Source organism: Flavobacteriales bacterium, from assembly GCA_021739695.1.
Taxonomy (GTDB): domain Bacteria; phylum Bacteroidota; class Bacteroidia; order UBA10329; family UBA10329; genus UBA10329.
In genome coordinates this window covers 63,986-82,247 of sequence record JAIPBM010000005.1, presented here as the reverse complement: position 1 = coordinate 82,247, position 18,262 = coordinate 63,986, and the positions used below count along the sequence as shown (strand labels likewise).

Genomic DNA, 18,262 nt, shown 5'->3' with positions numbered 1-18,262 from the left:
TCTCAATTCTTGATTTTGTGCCAACGTTCAGGGATAACATGGCCATATTCAATTTCAGTACTATTAAGCCATCTTTCAGGAGCAATTACAATCTGATTCTCCCATTCTCCCAGCCAAGCAGCCCACCAACTGAAGGTACTGTTTGGAATCACGTGGTGCTTACATCGAGTCATAAGTCGAAGGTCTTCATGAAAATCGGGAAAATTGTGGGTCATGTAATGACATTCATACGGAGGTCGGAAGTTTTCCCTTGTCCATTCGTTGTCATCACTCCAAATGAAAACAGTGATATTTTGTCCCAACAACTGTTCTACTTTGCGAAGCCCATCCAAGTAATAGTCCATAAAACAGACCTCATGAAGAGGGTTGTTGACAAAATTGGTTCTGCGGTAGCTAATACACACAGAATTACAATTGGCCATTTTTTCCGCCCAACCGCAGTTTTCTTCACTCATCTCGTTTTTGAGTGTGAACTCTTTTCGTATCACGTGGGCGTAGTCTTTAAAGAACTCCTCGCTTGTAAAATATCCATTGAGATAAACATCGCCTTTTAGGCCGGTTATTTCTGGAGTGAATTTCGAAAGATCTTCTTCGATTCTTTGAGGTCGGGAATTCTTGTTCAATCTATACAGAATACGCTGCCAGATACTTGGAACAGCCACACCTTTAAATACATCAATTTCTTGTTTGGACGCTTCGACAATTGCCACGCTATACCTAGCAATTTCGAAATTGCGCTTATAAGTGAATCCGAACTGCGTTACTTCAGAATTTTCATAGAATGTGGTGTCCAACTTTAATTGATCTCCATTACGCAAAGCCAATGCTTTACCGCAGGCATATTGAAAAAGTTGGTTGCCAAGACCTTGATATATTCTGGTTATTATCATCTATACTTTGGTAATGGCAATTGCGAATGCTTAAACTCCAAACCAATACAATTTCCGCATCACATATTCATGCGCCATGTGAGATTTGGTCTTATCAAGTGGCCACTTAAATCTCCGAACCACTTTTCATCACTTTCTCTCTTGTCTTGCACTTCAAATGTTATGGCCTCATCCATTTGAAAAAGAGGGATTGATTTATCTTTTGCAACAATGATCATTACGCGAAAAAGCCCGTTGTTCATCAGGTCCTTCGGAATGATCATTTCAGACTCAATTAGGCCATTTTTGATGTCAATAACTTCTGATAATGAATTAAAAATTATCTGCCCAGAGACGTGAAACAGATTTAAGCTCAAATTAATCCGTTCTATTCGTTCTAGATTCAGGTTGAATTTGAACCGAATTCCCAATTCGTCACCAACAAAGAAAAGTTCTTTGCCGCTGGTCAGATTATTTACAGACGCTTCTAAAAGGTGCACCTTATCTGTATCTGATGGGCATCCATTGAGCCACTTTTGAACAGGTTGACGGGCTACCTGAGAAGTTAAGTAATCATTTACTACCTGTTCTGCCGACCCAACGGAACCAATGGTGCCGTTCGACATCAGAATTGCCCGACTGCAAAGGTTCTTTACGCTAGCCATGTTGTGGCTTACAAACAAAACGGTTCGTCCTTGACCCTTAGATACGGATTCCATTTTTCCTAAGGCTTTTTTCTGGAATTCAGCGTCTCCTACTGCAAGCACTTCATCTACAATGAGAATCTCCGGTTCCAAATGTGCGGCTACCGCAAACGCCAGTCGAACATACATTCCAGATGAATAACGCTTTACTGGTGTGTCAAGGTAGCGCTGTACTCCCGCAAAGTCGACAATCTCATCAAGTTTACGGGTGATTTCAGCGCTTCTCATTCCCATGATTGCTCCGTTAAGATAGATGTTTTCCCGCCCGGTTAATTCTGGGTGAAAACCAGTGCCAACCTCTAGAAGGCTTGCAATTCGTCCTTTAGCTTTAATTGTTCCAACAGTTGGCGCTGTAACTCTTGATAGGATTTTTAATAGTGTGCTTTTGCCGGCTCCATTTTTACCTACAATGCCAAGAACCTCTCCTTGTTGCACATCAAAATTCACATCTCGAAGGGCCCAAACATAATTGCTGTTACCGCTGCTTGTCCGGTCATTCGTTTCGGCTATTTTTGAATAAGGGTCTTCTTTTCCGCGGAATTGATGCCACCATCCTACAAGGTCTTCTCGAAGCGTTCCGGCCCCAACCATTCCTAAGCGATACTGCTTAGAAACATGTTCTGCAGAAATGACCACTTTACTCATTATACCGTATCCATAAAGGTGCGTTCAACATTATGAAACAACATAGCTCCAATAACAACGATAACCACGATGAACGAGCCGCTATAAATCAGTTCTAAACCACTTACGGTTCCAGTTCCAGTAAAACCGAGTCTGAAAGCTTCAATAATCGGTGTAATTGGATTGAACTTAACTAGCCATGCATAAGACCCCTGAACTGCCGAAACAGGATAAATAACTGGACTGGCATACATTAGCAAGGTTACTCCGAAACCAATGAAATTCTGTAGGTCGCGATACTTAGTGGTCATTGCAGACAAGATAATTCCAATTCCAAGCGATAGACCACCCATCATCAAAACTAAGACTGGAAACAACAATACCCATGAAGTAAAGTGTATTCCAGAGTCTGTATAGATCATGTAATAAGCAAGCACTGCTAGAAACATGAGCATTTGCACTCCAAATTTGAATAGAGTTGATAGAACAGTCGAGATGGGAGCAATCAATCTAGGAAAGTAAACCTTCCCGAATATGGCAGCATTGCTAGTGAAGGTGTTGGAAGTTGTTGTAAAACATACAGAGAAATAATTCCAAAGAGTGGTGCCGCTCAAATAGAAAACTGGCCGAGGAATTCCGTCCGTGGACATGCCAGCAATAGACCCGAAAACAAAATTGTATGCAATTACAGTGAATATCGGAGCAAGAAAAAACCACAACGGTCCAAGTACGGTTTGCTTATATACGGCAACTATATCGCGCCTGACAAAAATCCAAACCAGGTCTCGGTAATCCCAAATCTCGCCAAGCTTCAAATCCCACCAATTAGATTTTGGTTTGATGATAAGCGACCAATTTTCTTCTGTTTGTGCCATTCAGATTGCGGCCAAAGATAATATTCTGAGCTACGTGATTCGCGCAAGTTTTGAATAGGCCAAATAGCTTGCTTTTTTTATAATTTTAAAACTTGGCGGCCATGAAAATACTGCCTTGGCTAAGGCTTGAAGGAAATCGGAGTTTTGGTTGAGGTTCAATGCCTCGGAAGCTTTTCTCAAATAGAGTTCTGAGGGATGCTTCGAAACGAATTCATTCCACTTTATGCCTAATTTTTCGTCATTCTCAAGTACATCATCACCCATCAGCACGGAGCTTCGGATTTCCTGATCGATGTCTTTTGCAAAATACTTAAGCGGATTGGTGTTTTTAAGATGTGTTTGATGTCTGTGTGTGCGATAGAAATACAACGATCTTTTAACGTGAGTACCCTTTCCGTTTCTGCTTAATTGAAATAGCCAATGGTAATCTTCGCCCCCGATTTCTTTGAAGAACGGATGATAACCACCGACCTTTTGCAACAGTTCTTTACGTAGAAATATGGCTGCACAGCAGATGGTAGGATAGTAGCTTGGTTCGGAAGCGTATCGGTCATAATCGACAGAAACCAGACGTTCGGAAAGTTGATTCCCAGAGTCATTGATTCGTGTATGATCCGTAGTCAGGAAATCTAGGTCTGGTTGATTGATAAATTCTTGGACGCAAACGGAAAGTCTATTTGCTGCGCAAGTATCATCTGCATCTAAAAACGTGATGAAATCACCACTTGCTTTTTCAAATAGCTCGTTACATGAGAGCAGATAACCACGGTTTTCATCGTTTCGAAAGACCTTGATTCGCTCGTCATTGATTGAGTTAGCAATTGCCAAGGTTGAATCAGTGCTGGCATCATCCAGAATGAGCAATTCCCAGTTTTCATGATCCTGATTGAGAATGGATTTGACCGCTTCTGCAACGAATTTCTCTGCGTTGTAGGCAGGCATCAGCACGCTCACCAAAGGCTGGTCACTCATGCTTTCAGAATTTTTGCGGAAGCAATGCGTGCTTTCCATTCCAAATTTTCTACTCTAGAAAGCCGCGCTCCTTTTTTGACAACATCAAAATAGGCCGAACATGTCGCATGTTGCTTTTTACCGTAGGCATCAACCATCAAGTGCCAAGCAAAATGAGAGAGAAGTTCGTTCTTGTTCAGTTCTGTAGTCAATGCATACTGAACGGAATTTGGAATCGGATAATCAGAAAAGAACTCTTTGAGAATAGTTGGAAGTTCAAACTTTGAAAGCAAAGCGTGATAGATTCCGTATTTCTCGGATCTCATTTTTTCTGCCTGTAGACTGGACTTCGAATCATCGTGCACCAAAAACTTGGACAGAACCTTCGCTGTAGTTTTAATTTGATTCTGACCATGCTTTAGCAGAAAACGAAACCACAGATCCATATCCAGACACAAGTGGAGGTTTTCGTTCAAACCGTTCAATTCCTTCACAAGTTCAGTTCGGTAAAAAACGGAAGGCTGACCCATGCTATAGTTGCCTAAAGTTGCTTCCAAAGAATTCCAAATGCGCGCTGAACCTTCGTCAAGGTTTTCGTCATTCTGATTGATGTGTCGGCATTTGCCAATGACCACTTTTGAGTCTGATTTTGCCGTTTCTAAAACAGTTTTTAGTGAATCCTCAGTCAGTTGATCATCTGCATTCAGCCAATTGAACCATGTTCCGGTAGCACGTTCCAATCCTTTATTGATGGCGTGGCTTTGTCCGCAATCTTTCTCGCTCACCCAAAACGCCAGTTTGCTTTCATGTTTTCGGATGATGTCAACCGTACCGTCAGTGCTTCCACCATCAACAATGATATGTTCCACATCAACATTCTGCGAAGCAACCGACTCGATGCATTTCTCGATGGTTGAGGCTTGATTGAGCACAGGCGTTATGATGGAAAAATCAGGCATCCATTAAATTCAGGTAATGACCAAGATACGTGTTCACCATCGATTCTACAGAACACTTTTTCTTGTCTCTTATCTCTCTGTCTCTTGCTTCTGAACTCAATGCGGCAATCAGCTTTTCGCAAAGATCATCAGCGTTTTCAGCTTCGTAAAGCCAATCTAGATTTTCCTCATCCATCAACTCTGGAATTCCTCCAACCAGCGAAGCGACCACTTTCTTTCCGGCTGCGTGAGCTTCCAAAATGGTGAGCGGAGCATTGTCTTGTAAACTGGCCTGAACAATAAAAAGTGACCGTTCCATGAAAGCACTGACCTGTTCAGATGTTTGCTTTTCGAGAACGAACATGGAGTGGTCTCCAATCTTTTCAGTTGTTTGATTTCCACCCAGAACAATCAAGTCACAACCATTTACTCCAATCTTTTCATTGGCTTTCTTCCAAGCTTTTTTCAGTGTTGCGAAATCCTTATACGGATTTGTTTCCGGTCTATTTGCAACGAATAAGATGAACCGATCAGAAGGAATCTGAACTTCCGCAGAAAGGACATTTTCAATTGCGTTAGGAACATAAAATGGACGAATTCCATGTGCGTGGAACAATAATTCGCGCATCCATTGGCTTGGTGCGGCAAATCTGAAATTGCTGTTGAGAATTGCCTCATGTCGTTGTAGGAATTCCTTCTTCCAAGCTTTCAATTCCAATAAATCCAACTTGGAAGAATTCTGTTCAAATGGGTGTTCGGTACTACCTGAAGCAAGCCAGGAATCGTGAAGCGTGAAAAGAACGGGAATCTCTTGAACGAAATCTGAGAATTCATTTAACGGAATGGAAGTTCCATGCAGGTTATGAACGTGAATCACATCGGGTTTAAAACTGCTGATCTGCGATTTCCAATCTTCTATTTCTTCAATCGAATCAAGTTCAGATTTCTTGACTTGAACCAGTAGATTGGAATCATGCCCAAGAGACAATAACTGTTGATGCAGCGTAAGAGCGATTTTCTCTGCGCCACCGCCAACATCGGTGGAATTGATGAGCAGAACTCGAAGCTTCCGTTTTTCCGTTTTCCCTTTTTCTTCAAACGACAATGAAGATTCGCTTGCAGGGGAATTCGATTTTCTGGCCAGTTCCCATTCCATTTCATATTCGCGGTCAATTTCAATCGGCCGCGAGTCTATTTCTATCGGTTCATTCGAAATGGTATTTGAGATCCAATTCGGTTTCGATCGAATGTTTGTTCCATCGGAATTAAAACCGATGTTTTCGACCAAGTTCTGTTCTGGAATAACCGCTAATCCGTGGTTCATTAAGATGTGTGCATTCCATTGGTAATCCCAGGTATCGATTTCTTCACGCAGCGATTTTCTGGTCAGGTCAATTCTTGAAGAAGTCAATTTCGTAGGACCGAAAGCACGTTCAAAACCACGATTCAAAACGAATTTATCGAACTCCGGAAGTTCAGGATTGAATCCTTGCCAGCGGTTTTTCCAGGTTGCCCAACCCCAAATTGGACCAATGCGCGAGAGGAAATGGCCCCCTTCCGTTTGCCAACTGCCAAGCGGATTGTTGCCGCTAACCATCATCACTTTCTGTTCATCGCGATAGCGGTGAAGCATGTGGTTGATGAACGGAAAAAAGTGCGGATTTGGCAGACAATCGTCTTCCAGAATGATGCCTTCATCAACTTGGTCGAAAAACCAACTGATGCCTGAAAGGACACCGTTTTTACAACCAAGATTCTTCTCTGAAAATCGTTTGTGTTTGATGATGGAATCGAATCGGTTTAGGACGGATTTCACTTCATCGATCCGTTTTCTGTCGCATGTGTTTTTCGGTCCATCCGCAGAAACGAAAATGTTGGAAATTCCGCATTGCTGTAAGCGCAAAAGCACCTTTTCGGTCTGCCGTGGGCGATTGTAGACCAGCAATAGAACAGGCGTTTCCATCACACTTCGTTTATGTCGAATTGAGTGATGATCGGCCCTTGAATCGCGTCAGGATTGTGGAATCCGTAAGGCGTGTAAGGCGGTACGGTCAGCGTGGCAACGTTCTCTTGCCACAAAAGTTGCTGCTCGTTCTGACCGAGATGTACAGAAACGCTGTAATTGGCAGCTTTCAGCTGCTGGTTGAAGGTCAATTGCAGCCGGAGTTTGCCGTTTTTAGGAACAAGCGTTTTTCCGATGAATCGATTGCTGAAATGATACAACGGTAAGCCATCTAGTGTGCTGATGTTGATGCCAAGATCGAGTTCCGAATCAGAAGAAATATTATCTATTTCAAGTTCAATTATTCCGGTTTTATCAGTTGCCGAAACGTCAATCGAACGGATGAATTGGTTATCGCCAAGATTCGATTGAACGCGATTCGATTCTAAATAAAACCTAACGGCTTCCTCTGTCGGTCCATCAAAAACGATTTCGCCAGCTTTAAGCACAATTGTGCGTTCGCAGAGTTTTTTCACTGCGCTCAAGTTGTGCGAAACGAACAGAATGGTTCTGCCTTGCTGTTTGAAATCGAAGATGCGTTCCATACATTTCACTTGGAACATCGAATCGCCCACGGCCAATACTTCATCCAACGCAATAATGTCGGTTTTGAGATGCGCGATGATGGAAAACGCCAAGCGTAGTTTCATGCCGCTGGAGTAGGTGCGTAGCGGCTGGTCGATGAACTTTTCCACACCCGAAAATGCAACGATATTCACCATTTCGGTCTGCACTTCTTTTCGAGAGATTCCGAGTATGGAAGCGTTCAAAAAGATGTTGTCCCGGCCGCTTAGATCCGGATGAAATCCCGTTCCGACTTCCAGCAGACTGGAGAATGAACCGACCACTTTTGCTTCGCCCGAAGTGGGCAGTGTAATGCCAGAAAGCATCTTCAGCAGGGTGCTTTTCCCAGCTCCGTTCTGTCCGATAATGCCGATGGTTTCGCCTTTGTTCACCTCAAACGAAATGTTTTTCAGCGCATGGAATTCCCGCTCGCCCTCCGTTTTGAGGCAGTACGATTTCGAAAGGCCATGTGCAGTAACCACTTTCATACCTTATCGGCTAAGGTTTTTTCGGTTCTACGGAAAACGATGATTCCGATTATGAGCCAGATCAACGATTGAAGCGACCAAGATGCCATCGTCATTATTGAAAGCGATTCCATTCCGAAACCGCTTCGCAAGAAATCCATCGCGCCAGCAATTGGATTGAATTGATAAATGGTTTGCAGCGCTTGATTGTCGATTTTCTGCATCGAATAGAAGACAGGCAGCGCAAATATCATTGCGTACAGCAAAACGGGAATGGCATGTCGGATATGGCGGTTGCTTACCACCAAACTGGCCGCAATGGCCGACCAACCAAGTGTGGTTGTCCAAACGAACATGATCGAAGTGATTAAAAAACCGATAGTGCTGAATGTGATCGGTTGTTGCATATACAAGGCAAGCGCGAAAACGATCAACAACATAATGAGCAGATCGAGTGTGCTTTTGAGAATAGGCGAGAGGATGAGATAGAATCTTGGAAAGAATGATTTGCTTATGATGCCCGCGTTGGATTGGATGCTGTTCACCGCACCCAAAATGCTAGAGGTAGTGAAATTCCAAATGGACAATCCGCTGATGAGATAGAGTGAAAATGGCATTTCGGAAACACTTGCCGTTCTGCCAGAAAACTTCACCACGGATAAGATGATACCGAAATAGACCAGTGGTTGGAAAACGGACCAAAGCAGCCCGAAAATGGGTTTCTGATACTGCACTTTCAGGTCTTTCCAAATGAAGAACCACAGTGTTTCGCGCCTGTCGATCAGTTGCTTGAGCCAATCCGAAAACGGCTGGTTTGGGCGGATGTAACGAACAGGTTTCGGTGCGGCCATTTGCTCAAAAGTACGATTGCGGCTGCATTACCGCAGAACGTAACAGGTGTAGTTTGCTGTGGTGTGTTCGTTTGAAATCGCAGCTTCGATAACTTGATTATTTGGAGCAATCAGTTTTACGGATGTACCGAATGGAATTGAATCTAAAATCTCCGAATAGTCGTTGGTTTCAGAAGCAATTGTAGCCATTTCCAATCGCTGCATCAAACTCGGCAAGGCTGGGCCATAAACCAGATTTTCATCCACAAAAACAGCTTTTTCTGCATTCATTCTAAAGGAAGTCCAATCAGGCGGAATGATGTAAGTTGTGTTCGGTTCGCTGCCTTTGAGGTTGGTAATTGCTTGGAATTGCTCAGCGTTTTCTTTGGTTGATCGTTCAACGAAAATGTCAGTCGTTCCAACTACCAGCAACGCGATGACCAGAAGAGGTTCCAGCAATTTCGAGAACCATTCGCGCTTTGCGAGTAGAATGATAATCGTTACGGTTCCTGCGGTTAACGCAGAATGAATCATCAACCATTGATTGTGAAAAGCACCTGATGCGTTGCCGAAAACACGATAATAGACCAGCATCACACAGACGCTTCCGATTACTGCAATAGATGTCGGACGAAGTAAATTCCAAAGTCCGCTTTCCACAATTTTGGAAAGAATAGCGACTACCGAAACAGGAATCAGTAAAATGGAAAACCGCCACGGATTCAGACTGATCAACGTTGTGTTGTCGGTTGCGTAAGCAATTGCTGTCAGCGTTACCGCAATGCCCAACATGCTGAGAAACAGCGTTCGGAAACGCGTGTTCCAAATGGCTATCAAACCAATTAGTAACACGCCCAATTGCAAGAAGAACTTCGCGTTAAGCCAATTACTTGGATTGATGTGAATGTTGCTTTCATATCCTGCCATCACAGCTTGGTTGATGGCGTTTTTCGTGTCGGCATCAAGCAGTAAAAAGTGATTTAATACATAGATAGAGTAGGGCAGAGCCATCAGCAATAAAAGCGCTGAAGCAATGATTGATCTGCGTTCAAACCGGGCTTGAAGCAAATAAATAAGGGTCAATATTCCGCCAAGAAAAAGGTAGTTGGCGTGGATGGCAGCGGCTGGCGCGATGGATAAAATGGCTGCTGCGAAATTTCTCCGCGAAGCGAAGTAGAAACTCAGCAACAGAAAAACCCCGAACACACTCGGTTGCAAATAACCACGCAGCACACCTTGCTCGGCAATGCCGCTGTCCCAGACCCAACGGAGGTCAACATCAGCAATCAATTTGAAGTATGTTCCCCAAATGGGAGAAGTATGGAGAAAAAGGAAAAAAGCGAAAAAGGAAAAAAGGCGACTTTTCTGATAATAGATTCCAGCCACTTGATTAGCAATTCCGAAGAGCGAAAAGGAGTAAACCGCATTCAGAAGGATGTACAGAAAGCCTGTCCAAACTACAAGAAACTGAACGGGAAAAATAGAGATGAGCCAACTGAAAAGTGGATACGGATCGGGAGAATTGAGCAGTGGGTCGGCAGTAAAAGCATTCGGCAGCAGATCGGCCATTCCCCACAGAAAATAGATGTTCTGATTGCCAGAGAACAGTTCTTGCATTGGATAGATCATCGTCAGAAGCACGCCCATAAAGAGGTGCAGCGCCAAACGATTGTTCTTCAGAAAATCCATGCTGCTAAGTAACGAAGACCGACTAGGAAAAACGGGAAAAGGAAAAAGGAGAAAACGACTGCTACTTTTTTCATTTCCCCCTTTTCTCATTTTACCTTCACGGCATGGAAATCGTTTTTGCAAGCAATAATGCACACAAGTTGGAGGAGGTCCGGTCCAAGTTGCCGAAGGAATTCACCGTACTATTATTAAAGGATGTTTTAGGAGAAGTTGACATTCCTGAAACAGGCGAAACCTTGGATGCGAACGCCAGCATTAAATCGCGCTACGTGTTTGAACGAACAGGGAAAAACTGCTTTTCGGACGACACAGGTTTGGAGATTTCGGCCTTGAACGGTGAGCCTGGCGTTTATTCAGCACGATACGCTGGCGAAGGCTGTTCTTTTCAGGATAATATGGATAAAGTGCTTGCGAAGATGAAAGGGGCAGAAGACCGGTCGGCCTGTTTCAGAACCGTTATCAGTCTTATTTTAAATGGGGAAGAACACTTCTTTGAAGGTCGCGTGGATGGCGAAATTCTGACAGAAGAACATGGCGAAAAAGGCTTCGGCTACGACCCGATCTTTCGTCCGAATGGTTTCAATGAATCCTTTGCAGAAATGACCTTGGCGCAGAAGAATGACATCAGTCACCGAGGACTTGCAGTGCAGAAACTGGTTGATTTTCTAGCTTCCCGCTAAGGCATCTTCCACCAATAGACCAAAGAATTCCTGTAGGCTCTTTCCAGAATAAACCACTTGCTGTGGTAACAGGCTTGCTTCGGATAGTCCGGGAATCGTGTTCACTTCTATCAGGTATGGAACGCCATCTTGAACAATGTAATCGATGCGCGACATGCCTTTCAGTTTCAGGCGTTTGAAAATTCTACGAGTGGTTTCCTGAATCAGCTCACGAACCGAATCTGGAATCCGTGCTGGTGTAATTTCCTCGCTGGCGCCTTCGTACTTCGCTTGATAATCGAAGTATTCATTCTTGGAAACAATCTCGGTCAGCGGAAGGGCAATCACTTCGCCATTGTGGCTGTAAACTCCGCTAGCAACTTCAATTCCGTTGATGAATTGCTCGATCACGGCTTCTTCATCATTCTCCAAGGCTGTGAACAGTGCTTCACCGAATTTGTCGGCTTCCTTCAGTTTGGTAATCCCGAAGCTTGAACCCAAGTTGTTCGGCTTAACGAAACATGGCAATCCAACCTTGTCGAGGATGGCTTTTGCATCCACATTCTCTCCTTTTCTAACCATCACCGAAGCGGCAATATTCACATCATCAAATTGGCGAAGAAAACCATTGCAATAGCTCTTACTGAACGTGAGCGAAGAGGCTAGAACTCCGGGCGATGTGTACGGAATTCCGAGCATGTCCCAATAGCCTTGAAGCTTTCCGTCTTCGCCTGGCGTTCCGTGAATGGCGTTGAAAACCACATCGAATGTGTGTTTGTTTCCATTCTTAACAAACGAAAAATCATTTCGGTCAACAACAGCCGTTGAACCATCATCTAAATTGACGGTCCAGCCATCTTTGGCAATTCGGACCAGATATAAATTGTACTTGAGGGAATCGAGGTGTTTGTGAACAACCTTGGCGCTCATTTCAGAAATCACCCATTCTGATGAATATCCGCCAAAAACGATAGCAACGGTCTTTTTCATTTGGAGATGTAACGGCACCAATGTACTTCAAATTATGAGTGGCGCATATTCTGTGTGCCAATAAATGCTAAACGGCTGCGGGTGCATAATTTATATCTTTGGCCTCCGTTGCTGTAAGCGCAACTTCTGTCTGATAATATGGGTTTTATCCAGTTCATTTTTACGAAAAAATTCCTGGTCAACGTTGGCATAGCAGTGCTGGTAGCAGTATTTGCAGCAGTTGGCCTTTTCTTTTGGTTGGATTCGTACACCGAACACGGAGTGACCGTTGAAGTGCCTGATTTTACCGGTGTTCCTGTAGCGCAGATAGCTGCTTTTGCCGATACGACTGACATTGAATTTGAGGTGGTGGATTCACTTTATTCCTCAGATCTTCCTCGCGGAGCGGTTGCCGACCAAGAGCCGAAGCCGGGATATCGAGTAAAAAGAGGCAGAAAAGTTTACCTGACGGTGAATGCGGTTATGCCGCGCCAAGTTGTGATGCCTGATGTTCACAATCTTAGTTTGAGACAGGCAAAGGCAGTGTTGGAAAGCGTTGGTCTTCAGCTCGGTAATTTGGAATACAGACCAGACATTGCCAAAAATGCTGTGCTAGATCAGAAGATCGGTGGTAGATCGGTGCAAAAGGGAAAGAACGTATTTGTGAATACCGTGGTAGATCTGGTGCTTGGAGACGGCCTCAGCAACACACGTGTGCCTGTTCCATATCTGCTTTATTATCGGTTGGAAGAAGCGGTTGAACGCTTGAATGCGTTTTCGCTCAATTTGGGAACTTTCAGGGTGGATACGCCATTTACGGATACTTCGCTTGTCCGCGTTTACCGACAGATTCCTGAATTCAGGGAAGGCGAACTTCTTCCAATGGGAAGTAGTGTTATCCTTTATTTCACCGGAGATACAGCCTCTATCAAGTACGATACGGCACTCTACTCCAAGGCGCTTCCACCACTGGATTCGCTGCTTTTGAACGTAAAGCCAAATGATGATGATTTTGAAGAAGGCGATCAGTAGTTTCATTCTTACCACCCTTTGGTTTGCGGGATTTGGTCAAGAGATGCTTATGGATCTGACAGGAAATCGTGCATTGAAAGATTATGATGCCTACTTGCGTTCGGAGCAGACAAACGCACGTGCTCTGGGCGATACGCTTGACCTGCCTTTTTTCGATGATTTTTCGGAGCCGTTCTCTCGATTGAGAACCAATGCTGACCTGTGGCCTAACCCTGATAGGTGGATAGGCAACACGGTTTACATCAACAATCACATGGCTGTTAATCCAATTTCTCAAGGAGTGGCCACGTTTGATGGATTGGATGAGCGCGGCAGGGCTTATGGTTTCGGTACTTCTTTGCCAACACTTTCAGATAGTCTCACGTCAAAACCGCTCAATCTTGCCACTGCTGCAGATACGGTTTATCTCAGTTTCTACTACCAAGCGCAGGGACTTGGAAATGCTCCAGAAGCTGAAGACCTTCTTGTGCTGGAGTTCAAAGACACGGCCGATGCTTGGACACAGGTTTGGGATGCGCAGGGCTACACGCTAGAGAATTATAAGTTCAAGCGGGCAATGCTGCCAATACTTGATCAAGAATACTTGTACAACGGGTTTCAATTCCGATTCAAAAACTATGCTTCGCGTGCTGGAAGTGTAGACCATTGGCACATCGATTATGTGGAACTGGATGGAGGAAGAACGGCTGCTGATACGGTCAGAAAAGATGTGTCTCAGCTATGCCAGACATCTTTTCTTCCTGAATTGGACCTAAACAGAACCGCGACCTTTTCACTGTTGAAGGAGTTCAGTTCTATGCCATGGGAGCATTATAAAATGGATTCTGTCGGATTTATCGGAGACACAGCGTTCATCGCTCTGCGGAATAACGATACCACAGATATACCCACTACCTTCTCTCTTCAAATGCTTGATTATACGGGGGCGCTGAAGTATGATGTGTTCACTAGAACTGCTACTGTTTTTGCCAATCGGATCTGCGATAATGTGATTACAGGATCATGTAATATTGGGACATCCAGTAATCTTTTAAACAATTTTGATACTTTGATTACAAGTTTTCCTACTGATGATGAATGGAAGCCGGATTCAACATTTTATGAACTAAGATTTACCTTGGAAGTAGCTGATGATCATCCAGAGAATAATGTACGTGTAGAAAAACAGGAATTCTACAACTACTACGCATACGATGATGGAACGGCCGAAGCTGCCTATGGATTGGGTGAGTTGGAGAATATTGGAATGGTAGCGGTCAAGTACAATATCAAGAAAGAGGATACACTACAGGCTATTCAGATATATCTTAATCCAGTTCAGTTCGATTTATCCAATCAACCAGTACTACTTGCTGTTTGGGTTGGAAGTGAACAGCCAGGACAGTTGATCTGGACATCACCCGAATCCATCAATCTACAATATACCGATCAGTTCAATTATTTCTACCATTATCCGCTTGATACGACCCTTATCGTTAATGAGAACATTTGGATAGGTTGGATTCAGCAGCCCGCCACCAATCTCAAATTCTCTGTTGGGTTTGATAAACGGACGGATGTATCAAGCAAGGTCTACTACAACTTGGGAACAAATTGGAGCCAAAGCTCTATTCCAGGTGCCATCATGATAAGACCTTCGTTCGGAAAACCATATGACGACTGGGTGGGTGTAAAAGAAACGTCTGAACAATTGTACGTGAAGGCATATCCGAACCCGACAAGCGGTACGCTTTTTCTGGAAGAATCAAAGTCAGGACAATTTTCCAATGCACAGATTTCGATGTTTGACCTATCCGGAAGGGTGGTTTTTTCTCAGAAAGGATATGCTCGTCAATTAGAGCTTGGGCATCTTAAAACGGGTACGTACATCCTGCGAGTGGATGCTGCCGATGGCGTTTTTGCGCAACGGATAATCATACAAGAATGAGTGTTGAATCGGACCTCTACGAAGAGGAAAACGAACAAGAAGACCTTTACGAACATCATCGCTTTGTGGCCGATAAAGGCCAAGAGCCCTTGCGCATAGATAAGTTTCTGATGGACCGTGTGGCCAACGCTACGCGCAATAAGATCCAAATTGCTGGTCATGCTGGAAACGTGCATGTGAATGGCGTGGCTGTAAAGCCGAATTACCGGGTGAAGCCCAAGGATGAGGTGACCATTGTGCTGGCATATCCTCCACGCGATAAGACCATTCATCCCGAAAACATCCCCTTGGATATTCTGTATGAGGATGAAGATGTGGTGGTGATAAACAAGCAGCCCGACCTTGTGGTACATCCCGGCCACGGCAATTATACGGGAACGTTGGTCAACGGATTGATGCACCATTTCAAGAATTTGCCGGATATGGGCAAGAAGGAAGAACCTCGCCCCGGGCTGGTGCATCGCTTGGATAAAGGAACATCGGGAGTAATGGTGATTGCCAAGAACGAACTGACGATGTCGGGTCTTGCAAAGCAGTTTTTTGACCGTACTACCGATAGGTTATACAACGCACTGGTATGGGGAGATTTTGATGAGGATGAAGGAACCATTACCGGAAATATCGGTCGATCGGTAAAAAATCGCTTACAGATGGATGTGTTCCCTGATGGAAGTCAAGGAAAGCATGCCGTTACACACTATAAGGTGCTAGAGCGTTTTGGCTACGTAACGCTGGTGCAATGCAAACTGGAAACGGGTCGCACGCATCAGATACGGGTGCATATGAAATATGCCGGACATACGCTGTTCAATGATGAACGCTATGGCGGAGATAGAGCGCTGAAAGGCACCACGTTTACCAAATACACCCAGTTCATTCAGAATTGTTTTGAGATTGCTCCGCGTGCTGTATTGCATGCGCGTTCGCTCGGGTTTACACAGCCAATGACCAAAGAGCGACTCAACTTTGAGACCGACCTGCCCGAAGACATGCAACTGCTGCTCGAAAAATGGCGCGGCTATGTAAGTAGCAGGAAAGATTGACAAGTTTGTTGAATTTCTTGCCGATCCAATTTTATACCTAATGACAATAATTCAATTTGGCGGATTGGTGCCTTACTTTATTGTGGCCATCATCAATCTGTATATTTTGGCTTAAGGCCTTCTACTTATTCCTTCACAAACTTGCTTACCGCGTGTTTTCCTTCCTCGTCTGTAAGTTGAAGGAAATAGATGCCTGTTGGCAGGGTGCTTACGTCTACTTCTCCTGAAATCCCCCGTCCTGCGGACACCCCCTTTTGAAGGGGGAACGCGGCCACCGAACGCCCAAGGGCATCCAATACCTGCACCGTCATTCCGACCGAGGAACGAGTGGAGGAATCTGATATCCTGAACTGTACGAACTCCTTTGCGGGGTTGGGCCAAAGCTCAAATGCCATCCCTTTTTCTGCAACAGCCGCCTCCTGAATGCTGGTGGTGCTATCCGGCACAACAGACACATCGTCTATGAAGTAGGCGGAGCTGCTCCAGTAAACTGGTTGCTGTGGACGGTACACCCCGCCACCTGGAACAAACAGGGTCTCGGTATCCTCGTATTTATCTAAGTTGCCGATGCTCAGAAATCGTTCCCCGCCCTGCGCCACAAAGGTGCCCGACACACGCGTCCATCCTTCTTTGTTCGTAATGAAGGCTCCCTCGTACCGTACCTGCGGCTGACAGCTCTGTATGTTGTCTATATCGTTCGGAGGTTGAACTGCGGAGAAATACGCACCAAAGTTCTTAGAGGCGTACCAAATACTATCGGTCATGCTCAAATAAAACTCCACTCTATACCGCACTCCCGCTTCCATTTCAGTGATTAACTCGATTCCTAATATTTCTGTTTGCTGATTATTTATCGACCACAGAAGGAAATGACCATTTGCCTGTCCTGTTCTTGCACCCCCACCCCCTACTATGTTCGCAGATGCCCTATACCCATTTGTTCCGCATTCATTGAAATAATCACAACTCCCCAGTACATTTTCCCATGGATACGCAAAGGCTATTTTTCCAGGGCCATCAGGACATTCGGTGTGTTCCTCAAAAGATGGGTTCGGCACAAGGTTCTGCCCCTGAACAAACAGAGGCAGCAGAGCCAGTATGATGAGCCATGATCTCATTTGCCCAAAGTTGGGTGTTAGAAGTGGTTGTAGCAAACCAATTTTCGCCCATAAATTACAGTTGAAGCGTAGCGTTTGTTTAATGAGCATCTTCTAGGTTCTCCTGACATCGATTGTGAGCGTGAGCAATACGCTTGGCGTGCTCCGCAGAATGCTTCCATTTGTCAGGAATGTCAAATGGATGGTCATCAGCATAAATAACACTGCTTTTCCTACTGCGGACGGCTCTTTATGTATTGCGGACGGTTCGCTGCGTGTTGCGGACGGCTCTTTATGTATTGCGGACGATTAGTTGCTTATTGCGGAGGACTCGGTTCGCGTTGCGGACGGTTCGATGAGGATTTCGGAGATTTCGGAGAACGTTGCGGACAGCTCGGAAGGTTTTGCGGACAGTGCCGCCAGCGCTGCTAAGGGCGCTTCGTAGCCTGCGGAGGTTCCTGCTGAAGTTACTAAGCAACTTGGGAGCACAGTTTTGGCTCCTTCATGCTTTAATGGCACTCTAAATGGAAGCCATAAAAAAAAGCCTCCCATTTCTGGAAGGCTTTTCGGTTTCAGTAATAGAATGGCTGATTATTTGTCGTCATCTCCCAGATCATCAAAACTGATGTCTGAAGAGTAACCTTGCGTGTTGGATGTAAGGCTTGGCGTTACTTTGGTTTCGTAGTGGTCGGCATCATCCATGTGTTCTTCGGTGCCGTAGTCTTCGCCTTTTTCGCCTTTAATAAAAGCGATGGCCTCATTCAGGCCTTCGGCAAACTTCTCGAAATCTTCTTTGTATAGGAACAGTTTGTGCTTGTCGTAGTGGAACTTCCCGTTCTCATCAATCCTACGTTTGCTTTCGGTAATGGTCACGTAAAAGTCGTCTCCGCGAGTGGCCTTCACATCAAAAAAGTAAGTTCTTTTTCCCGCCTTTACGGGTTTAGAGAAGATGTCCTCTCGCCTGTTCGTGTCCTTTCCGTCCATCTGCTCTAATTTGATAGCTACATGATCAGATCAAATAT

Annotated in this window: 16 protein-coding genes; 4 read left to right on the top strand and 12 right to left on the bottom strand. The window is 44.7% G+C overall.

The features are described 5' to 3' along the window. Window positions 1-2: 2 nt before the first annotated feature. The 9 genes from K9J17_04370 to K9J17_04330 are packed head-to-tail and all read right to left on the bottom strand — an operon-like array spanning window position 3 to window position 10,513. The gene (locus K9J17_04370) at window positions 3-890 is read right to left on the bottom strand and encodes an alpha-1,2-fucosyltransferase (GenBank protein MCF8275948.1); all 888 of its coding nucleotides are present in this window, start codon (window positions 888-890) and stop codon (window positions 3-5) included. 59 nt (window positions 891-949) lie between these two features. Continuing rightward, complete coding sequence (locus tag K9J17_04365) at window positions 950-2,218, bottom strand: ABC transporter ATP-binding protein (protein ID MCF8275947.1); 1,269 nt, start codon at window positions 2,216-2,218, stop codon at window positions 950-952. Then, on the bottom strand, window positions 2,218-3,072 hold the full coding sequence (locus K9J17_04360) for an ABC transporter permease (protein ID MCF8275946.1): 855 nt from the start codon (window positions 3,070-3,072) through the stop codon (window positions 2,218-2,220). Before K9J17_04360 ends, K9J17_04365 begins: the two co-directional genes overlap by 1 nt. A 30-nt stretch (window positions 3,073-3,102) precedes the next feature. Then, window positions 3,103-4,044 carry a glycosyltransferase gene (locus K9J17_04355; GenBank protein MCF8275945.1) on the bottom strand — a complete coding sequence of 314 codons (942 nt, stop codon included), beginning with the start codon at window positions 4,042-4,044 and terminating at the stop codon, window positions 3,103-3,105. Continuing rightward, entirely contained in the window at window positions 4,041-4,982 is a 942-nt protein-coding gene (locus K9J17_04350; protein MCF8275944.1) for a glycosyltransferase, read from the bottom strand. Before K9J17_04350 ends, K9J17_04355 begins: the two co-directional genes overlap by 4 nt. Next, window positions 4,975-6,924 carry a glycosyltransferase gene (locus tag K9J17_04345; protein MCF8275943.1) on the bottom strand — a complete coding sequence of 650 codons (1,950 nt, stop codon included), beginning with the start codon at window positions 6,922-6,924 and terminating at the stop codon, window positions 4,975-4,977. The genes K9J17_04350 and K9J17_04345 overlap by 8 nt, the downstream gene beginning before the upstream one ends. Beyond that, entirely contained in the window at window positions 6,924-8,015 is a 1,092-nt protein-coding gene (locus K9J17_04340; GenBank protein MCF8275942.1) for an ATP-binding cassette domain-containing protein, read from the bottom strand. The genes K9J17_04345 and K9J17_04340 overlap by 1 nt, the downstream gene beginning before the upstream one ends. Next, window positions 8,012-8,845, bottom strand: coding sequence for an ABC transporter permease (locus tag K9J17_04335; GenBank protein MCF8275941.1), 834 nt, complete (start codon window positions 8,843-8,845; stop codon window positions 8,012-8,014). The genes K9J17_04340 and K9J17_04335 overlap by 4 nt, the downstream gene beginning before the upstream one ends. Before the next feature lie 27 nt (window positions 8,846-8,872). Next, window positions 8,873-10,513 carry a hypothetical protein gene (locus K9J17_04330; GenBank protein ID MCF8275940.1) on the bottom strand — a complete coding sequence of 547 codons (1,641 nt, stop codon included), beginning with the start codon at window positions 10,511-10,513 and terminating at the stop codon, window positions 8,873-8,875. Between the two features lie 104 nt (window positions 10,514-10,617). On the opposite strand from K9J17_04330, the gene rdgB reads away from it, so the two are divergent. Continuing rightward, on the top strand, window positions 10,618-11,193 hold the full coding sequence (rdgB, locus tag K9J17_04325) for an RdgB/HAM1 family non-canonical purine NTP pyrophosphatase (GenBank protein ID MCF8275939.1): 576 nt from the start codon (window positions 10,618-10,620) through the stop codon (window positions 11,191-11,193). Here the strand turns inward: rdgB and K9J17_04320 are convergent. Further along, window positions 11,179-12,162: a D-alanine--D-alanine ligase gene (locus tag K9J17_04320; protein MCF8275938.1), complete on the bottom strand. Its 984-nt coding sequence runs from the start codon at window positions 12,160-12,162 to the stop codon at window positions 11,179-11,181. The genes rdgB and K9J17_04320 overlap by 15 nt on opposite strands. 138 nt (window positions 12,163-12,300) lie before the next feature. Here K9J17_04320 and K9J17_04315 point away from each other — a divergent pair, with 138 nt between their 5' ends. The 3 genes from K9J17_04315 to K9J17_04305 are packed head-to-tail and all read left to right on the top strand — an operon-like array spanning window position 12,301 to window position 16,143. After that, window positions 12,301-13,173, top strand: a complete 873-nt coding sequence (locus K9J17_04315; GenBank protein ID MCF8275937.1) for a PASTA domain-containing protein — start codon at window positions 12,301-12,303, stop codon at window positions 13,171-13,173. Continuing rightward, window positions 13,142-15,100, top strand: coding sequence for a T9SS type A sorting domain-containing protein (locus K9J17_04310; GenBank protein MCF8275936.1), 1,959 nt, complete (start codon window positions 13,142-13,144; stop codon window positions 15,098-15,100). The genes K9J17_04315 and K9J17_04310 overlap by 32 nt, the downstream gene beginning before the upstream one ends. Beyond that, window positions 15,097-16,143, top strand: coding sequence for an RluA family pseudouridine synthase (locus K9J17_04305; protein ID MCF8275935.1), 1,047 nt, complete (start codon window positions 15,097-15,099; stop codon window positions 16,141-16,143). The genes K9J17_04310 and K9J17_04305 overlap by 4 nt, the downstream gene beginning before the upstream one ends. A 125-nt stretch (window positions 16,144-16,268) precedes the next feature. Here K9J17_04305 and K9J17_04300 read toward each other — a convergent pair whose 3' ends face one another. Together K9J17_04300 and K9J17_04295 are read right to left on the bottom strand one after the other, a co-directional pair. Next, window positions 16,269-17,261 (bottom strand): T9SS type A sorting domain-containing protein, encoded by a 993-nt coding sequence (locus K9J17_04300; protein ID MCF8275934.1) that lies wholly within the window; start codon window positions 17,259-17,261, stop codon window positions 16,269-16,271. Window positions 17,262-17,831: 570 nt separating this feature from the next. Further along, window positions 17,832-18,224 carry a PUR family DNA/RNA-binding protein gene (locus K9J17_04295; protein ID MCF8275933.1) on the bottom strand — a complete coding sequence of 131 codons (393 nt, stop codon included), beginning with the start codon at window positions 18,222-18,224 and terminating at the stop codon, window positions 17,832-17,834. Window positions 18,225-18,262 lie beyond the last annotated feature (38 nt).

What these genes read in the sequence shown, in the direction of transcription:
- K9J17_04370 (MCF8275948.1), bottom strand. Translation starts at nt 890, where the DNA reads ATGATAATAACCAGAATATATCAAGGTCTTGGCAACCAACTTTTTCAA.
- K9J17_04365 (MCF8275947.1), bottom strand. Translation starts at nt 2,218, where the DNA reads ATGAGTAAAGTGGTCATTTCTGCAGAACATGTTTCTAAGCAGTATCGC.
- K9J17_04360 (MCF8275946.1), bottom strand. Translation starts at nt 3,072, where the DNA reads ATGGCACAAACAGAAGAAAATTGGTCGCTTATCATCAAACCAAAATCT.
- K9J17_04355 (MCF8275945.1), bottom strand. Translation starts at nt 4,044, where the DNA reads ATGAGTGACCAGCCTTTGGTGAGCGTGCTGATGCCTGCCTACAACGCA.
- K9J17_04350 (MCF8275944.1), bottom strand. Translation starts at nt 4,982, where the DNA reads ATGCCTGATTTTTCCATCATAACGCCTGTGCTCAATCAAGCCTCAACC.
- K9J17_04345 (MCF8275943.1), bottom strand. Translation starts at nt 6,924, where the DNA reads ATGGAAACGCCTGTTCTATTGCTGGTCTACAATCGCCCACGGCAGACC.
- K9J17_04340 (MCF8275942.1), bottom strand. Translation starts at nt 8,015, where the DNA reads ATGAAAGTGGTTACTGCACATGGCCTTTCGAAATCGTACTGCCTCAAA.
- K9J17_04335 (MCF8275941.1), bottom strand. Translation starts at nt 8,845, where the DNA reads ATGGCCGCACCGAAACCTGTTCGTTACATCCGCCCAAACCAGCCGTTT.
- K9J17_04330 (MCF8275940.1), bottom strand. Translation starts at nt 10,513, where the DNA reads ATGGATTTTCTGAAGAACAATCGTTTGGCGCTGCACCTCTTTATGGGC.
- rdgB (MCF8275939.1), top strand. Translation starts at nt 10,618, where the DNA reads ATGGAAATCGTTTTTGCAAGCAATAATGCACACAAGTTGGAGGAGGTC.
- K9J17_04320 (MCF8275938.1), bottom strand. Translation starts at nt 12,162, where the DNA reads ATGAAAAAGACCGTTGCTATCGTTTTTGGCGGATATTCATCAGAATGG.
- K9J17_04315 (MCF8275937.1), top strand. Translation starts at nt 12,301, where the DNA reads ATGGGTTTTATCCAGTTCATTTTTACGAAAAAATTCCTGGTCAACGTT.
- K9J17_04310 (MCF8275936.1), top strand. Translation starts at nt 13,142, where the DNA reads ATGATGATGATTTTGAAGAAGGCGATCAGTAGTTTCATTCTTACCACC.
- K9J17_04305 (MCF8275935.1), top strand. Translation starts at nt 15,097, where the DNA reads ATGAGTGTTGAATCGGACCTCTACGAAGAGGAAAACGAACAAGAAGAC.
- K9J17_04300 (MCF8275934.1), bottom strand. Translation starts at nt 17,261, where the DNA reads ATGAGATCATGGCTCATCATACTGGCTCTGCTGCCTCTGTTTGTTCAG.
- K9J17_04295 (MCF8275933.1), bottom strand. Translation starts at nt 18,224, where the DNA reads ATGGACGGAAAGGACACGAACAGGCGAGAGGACATCTTCTCTAAACCC.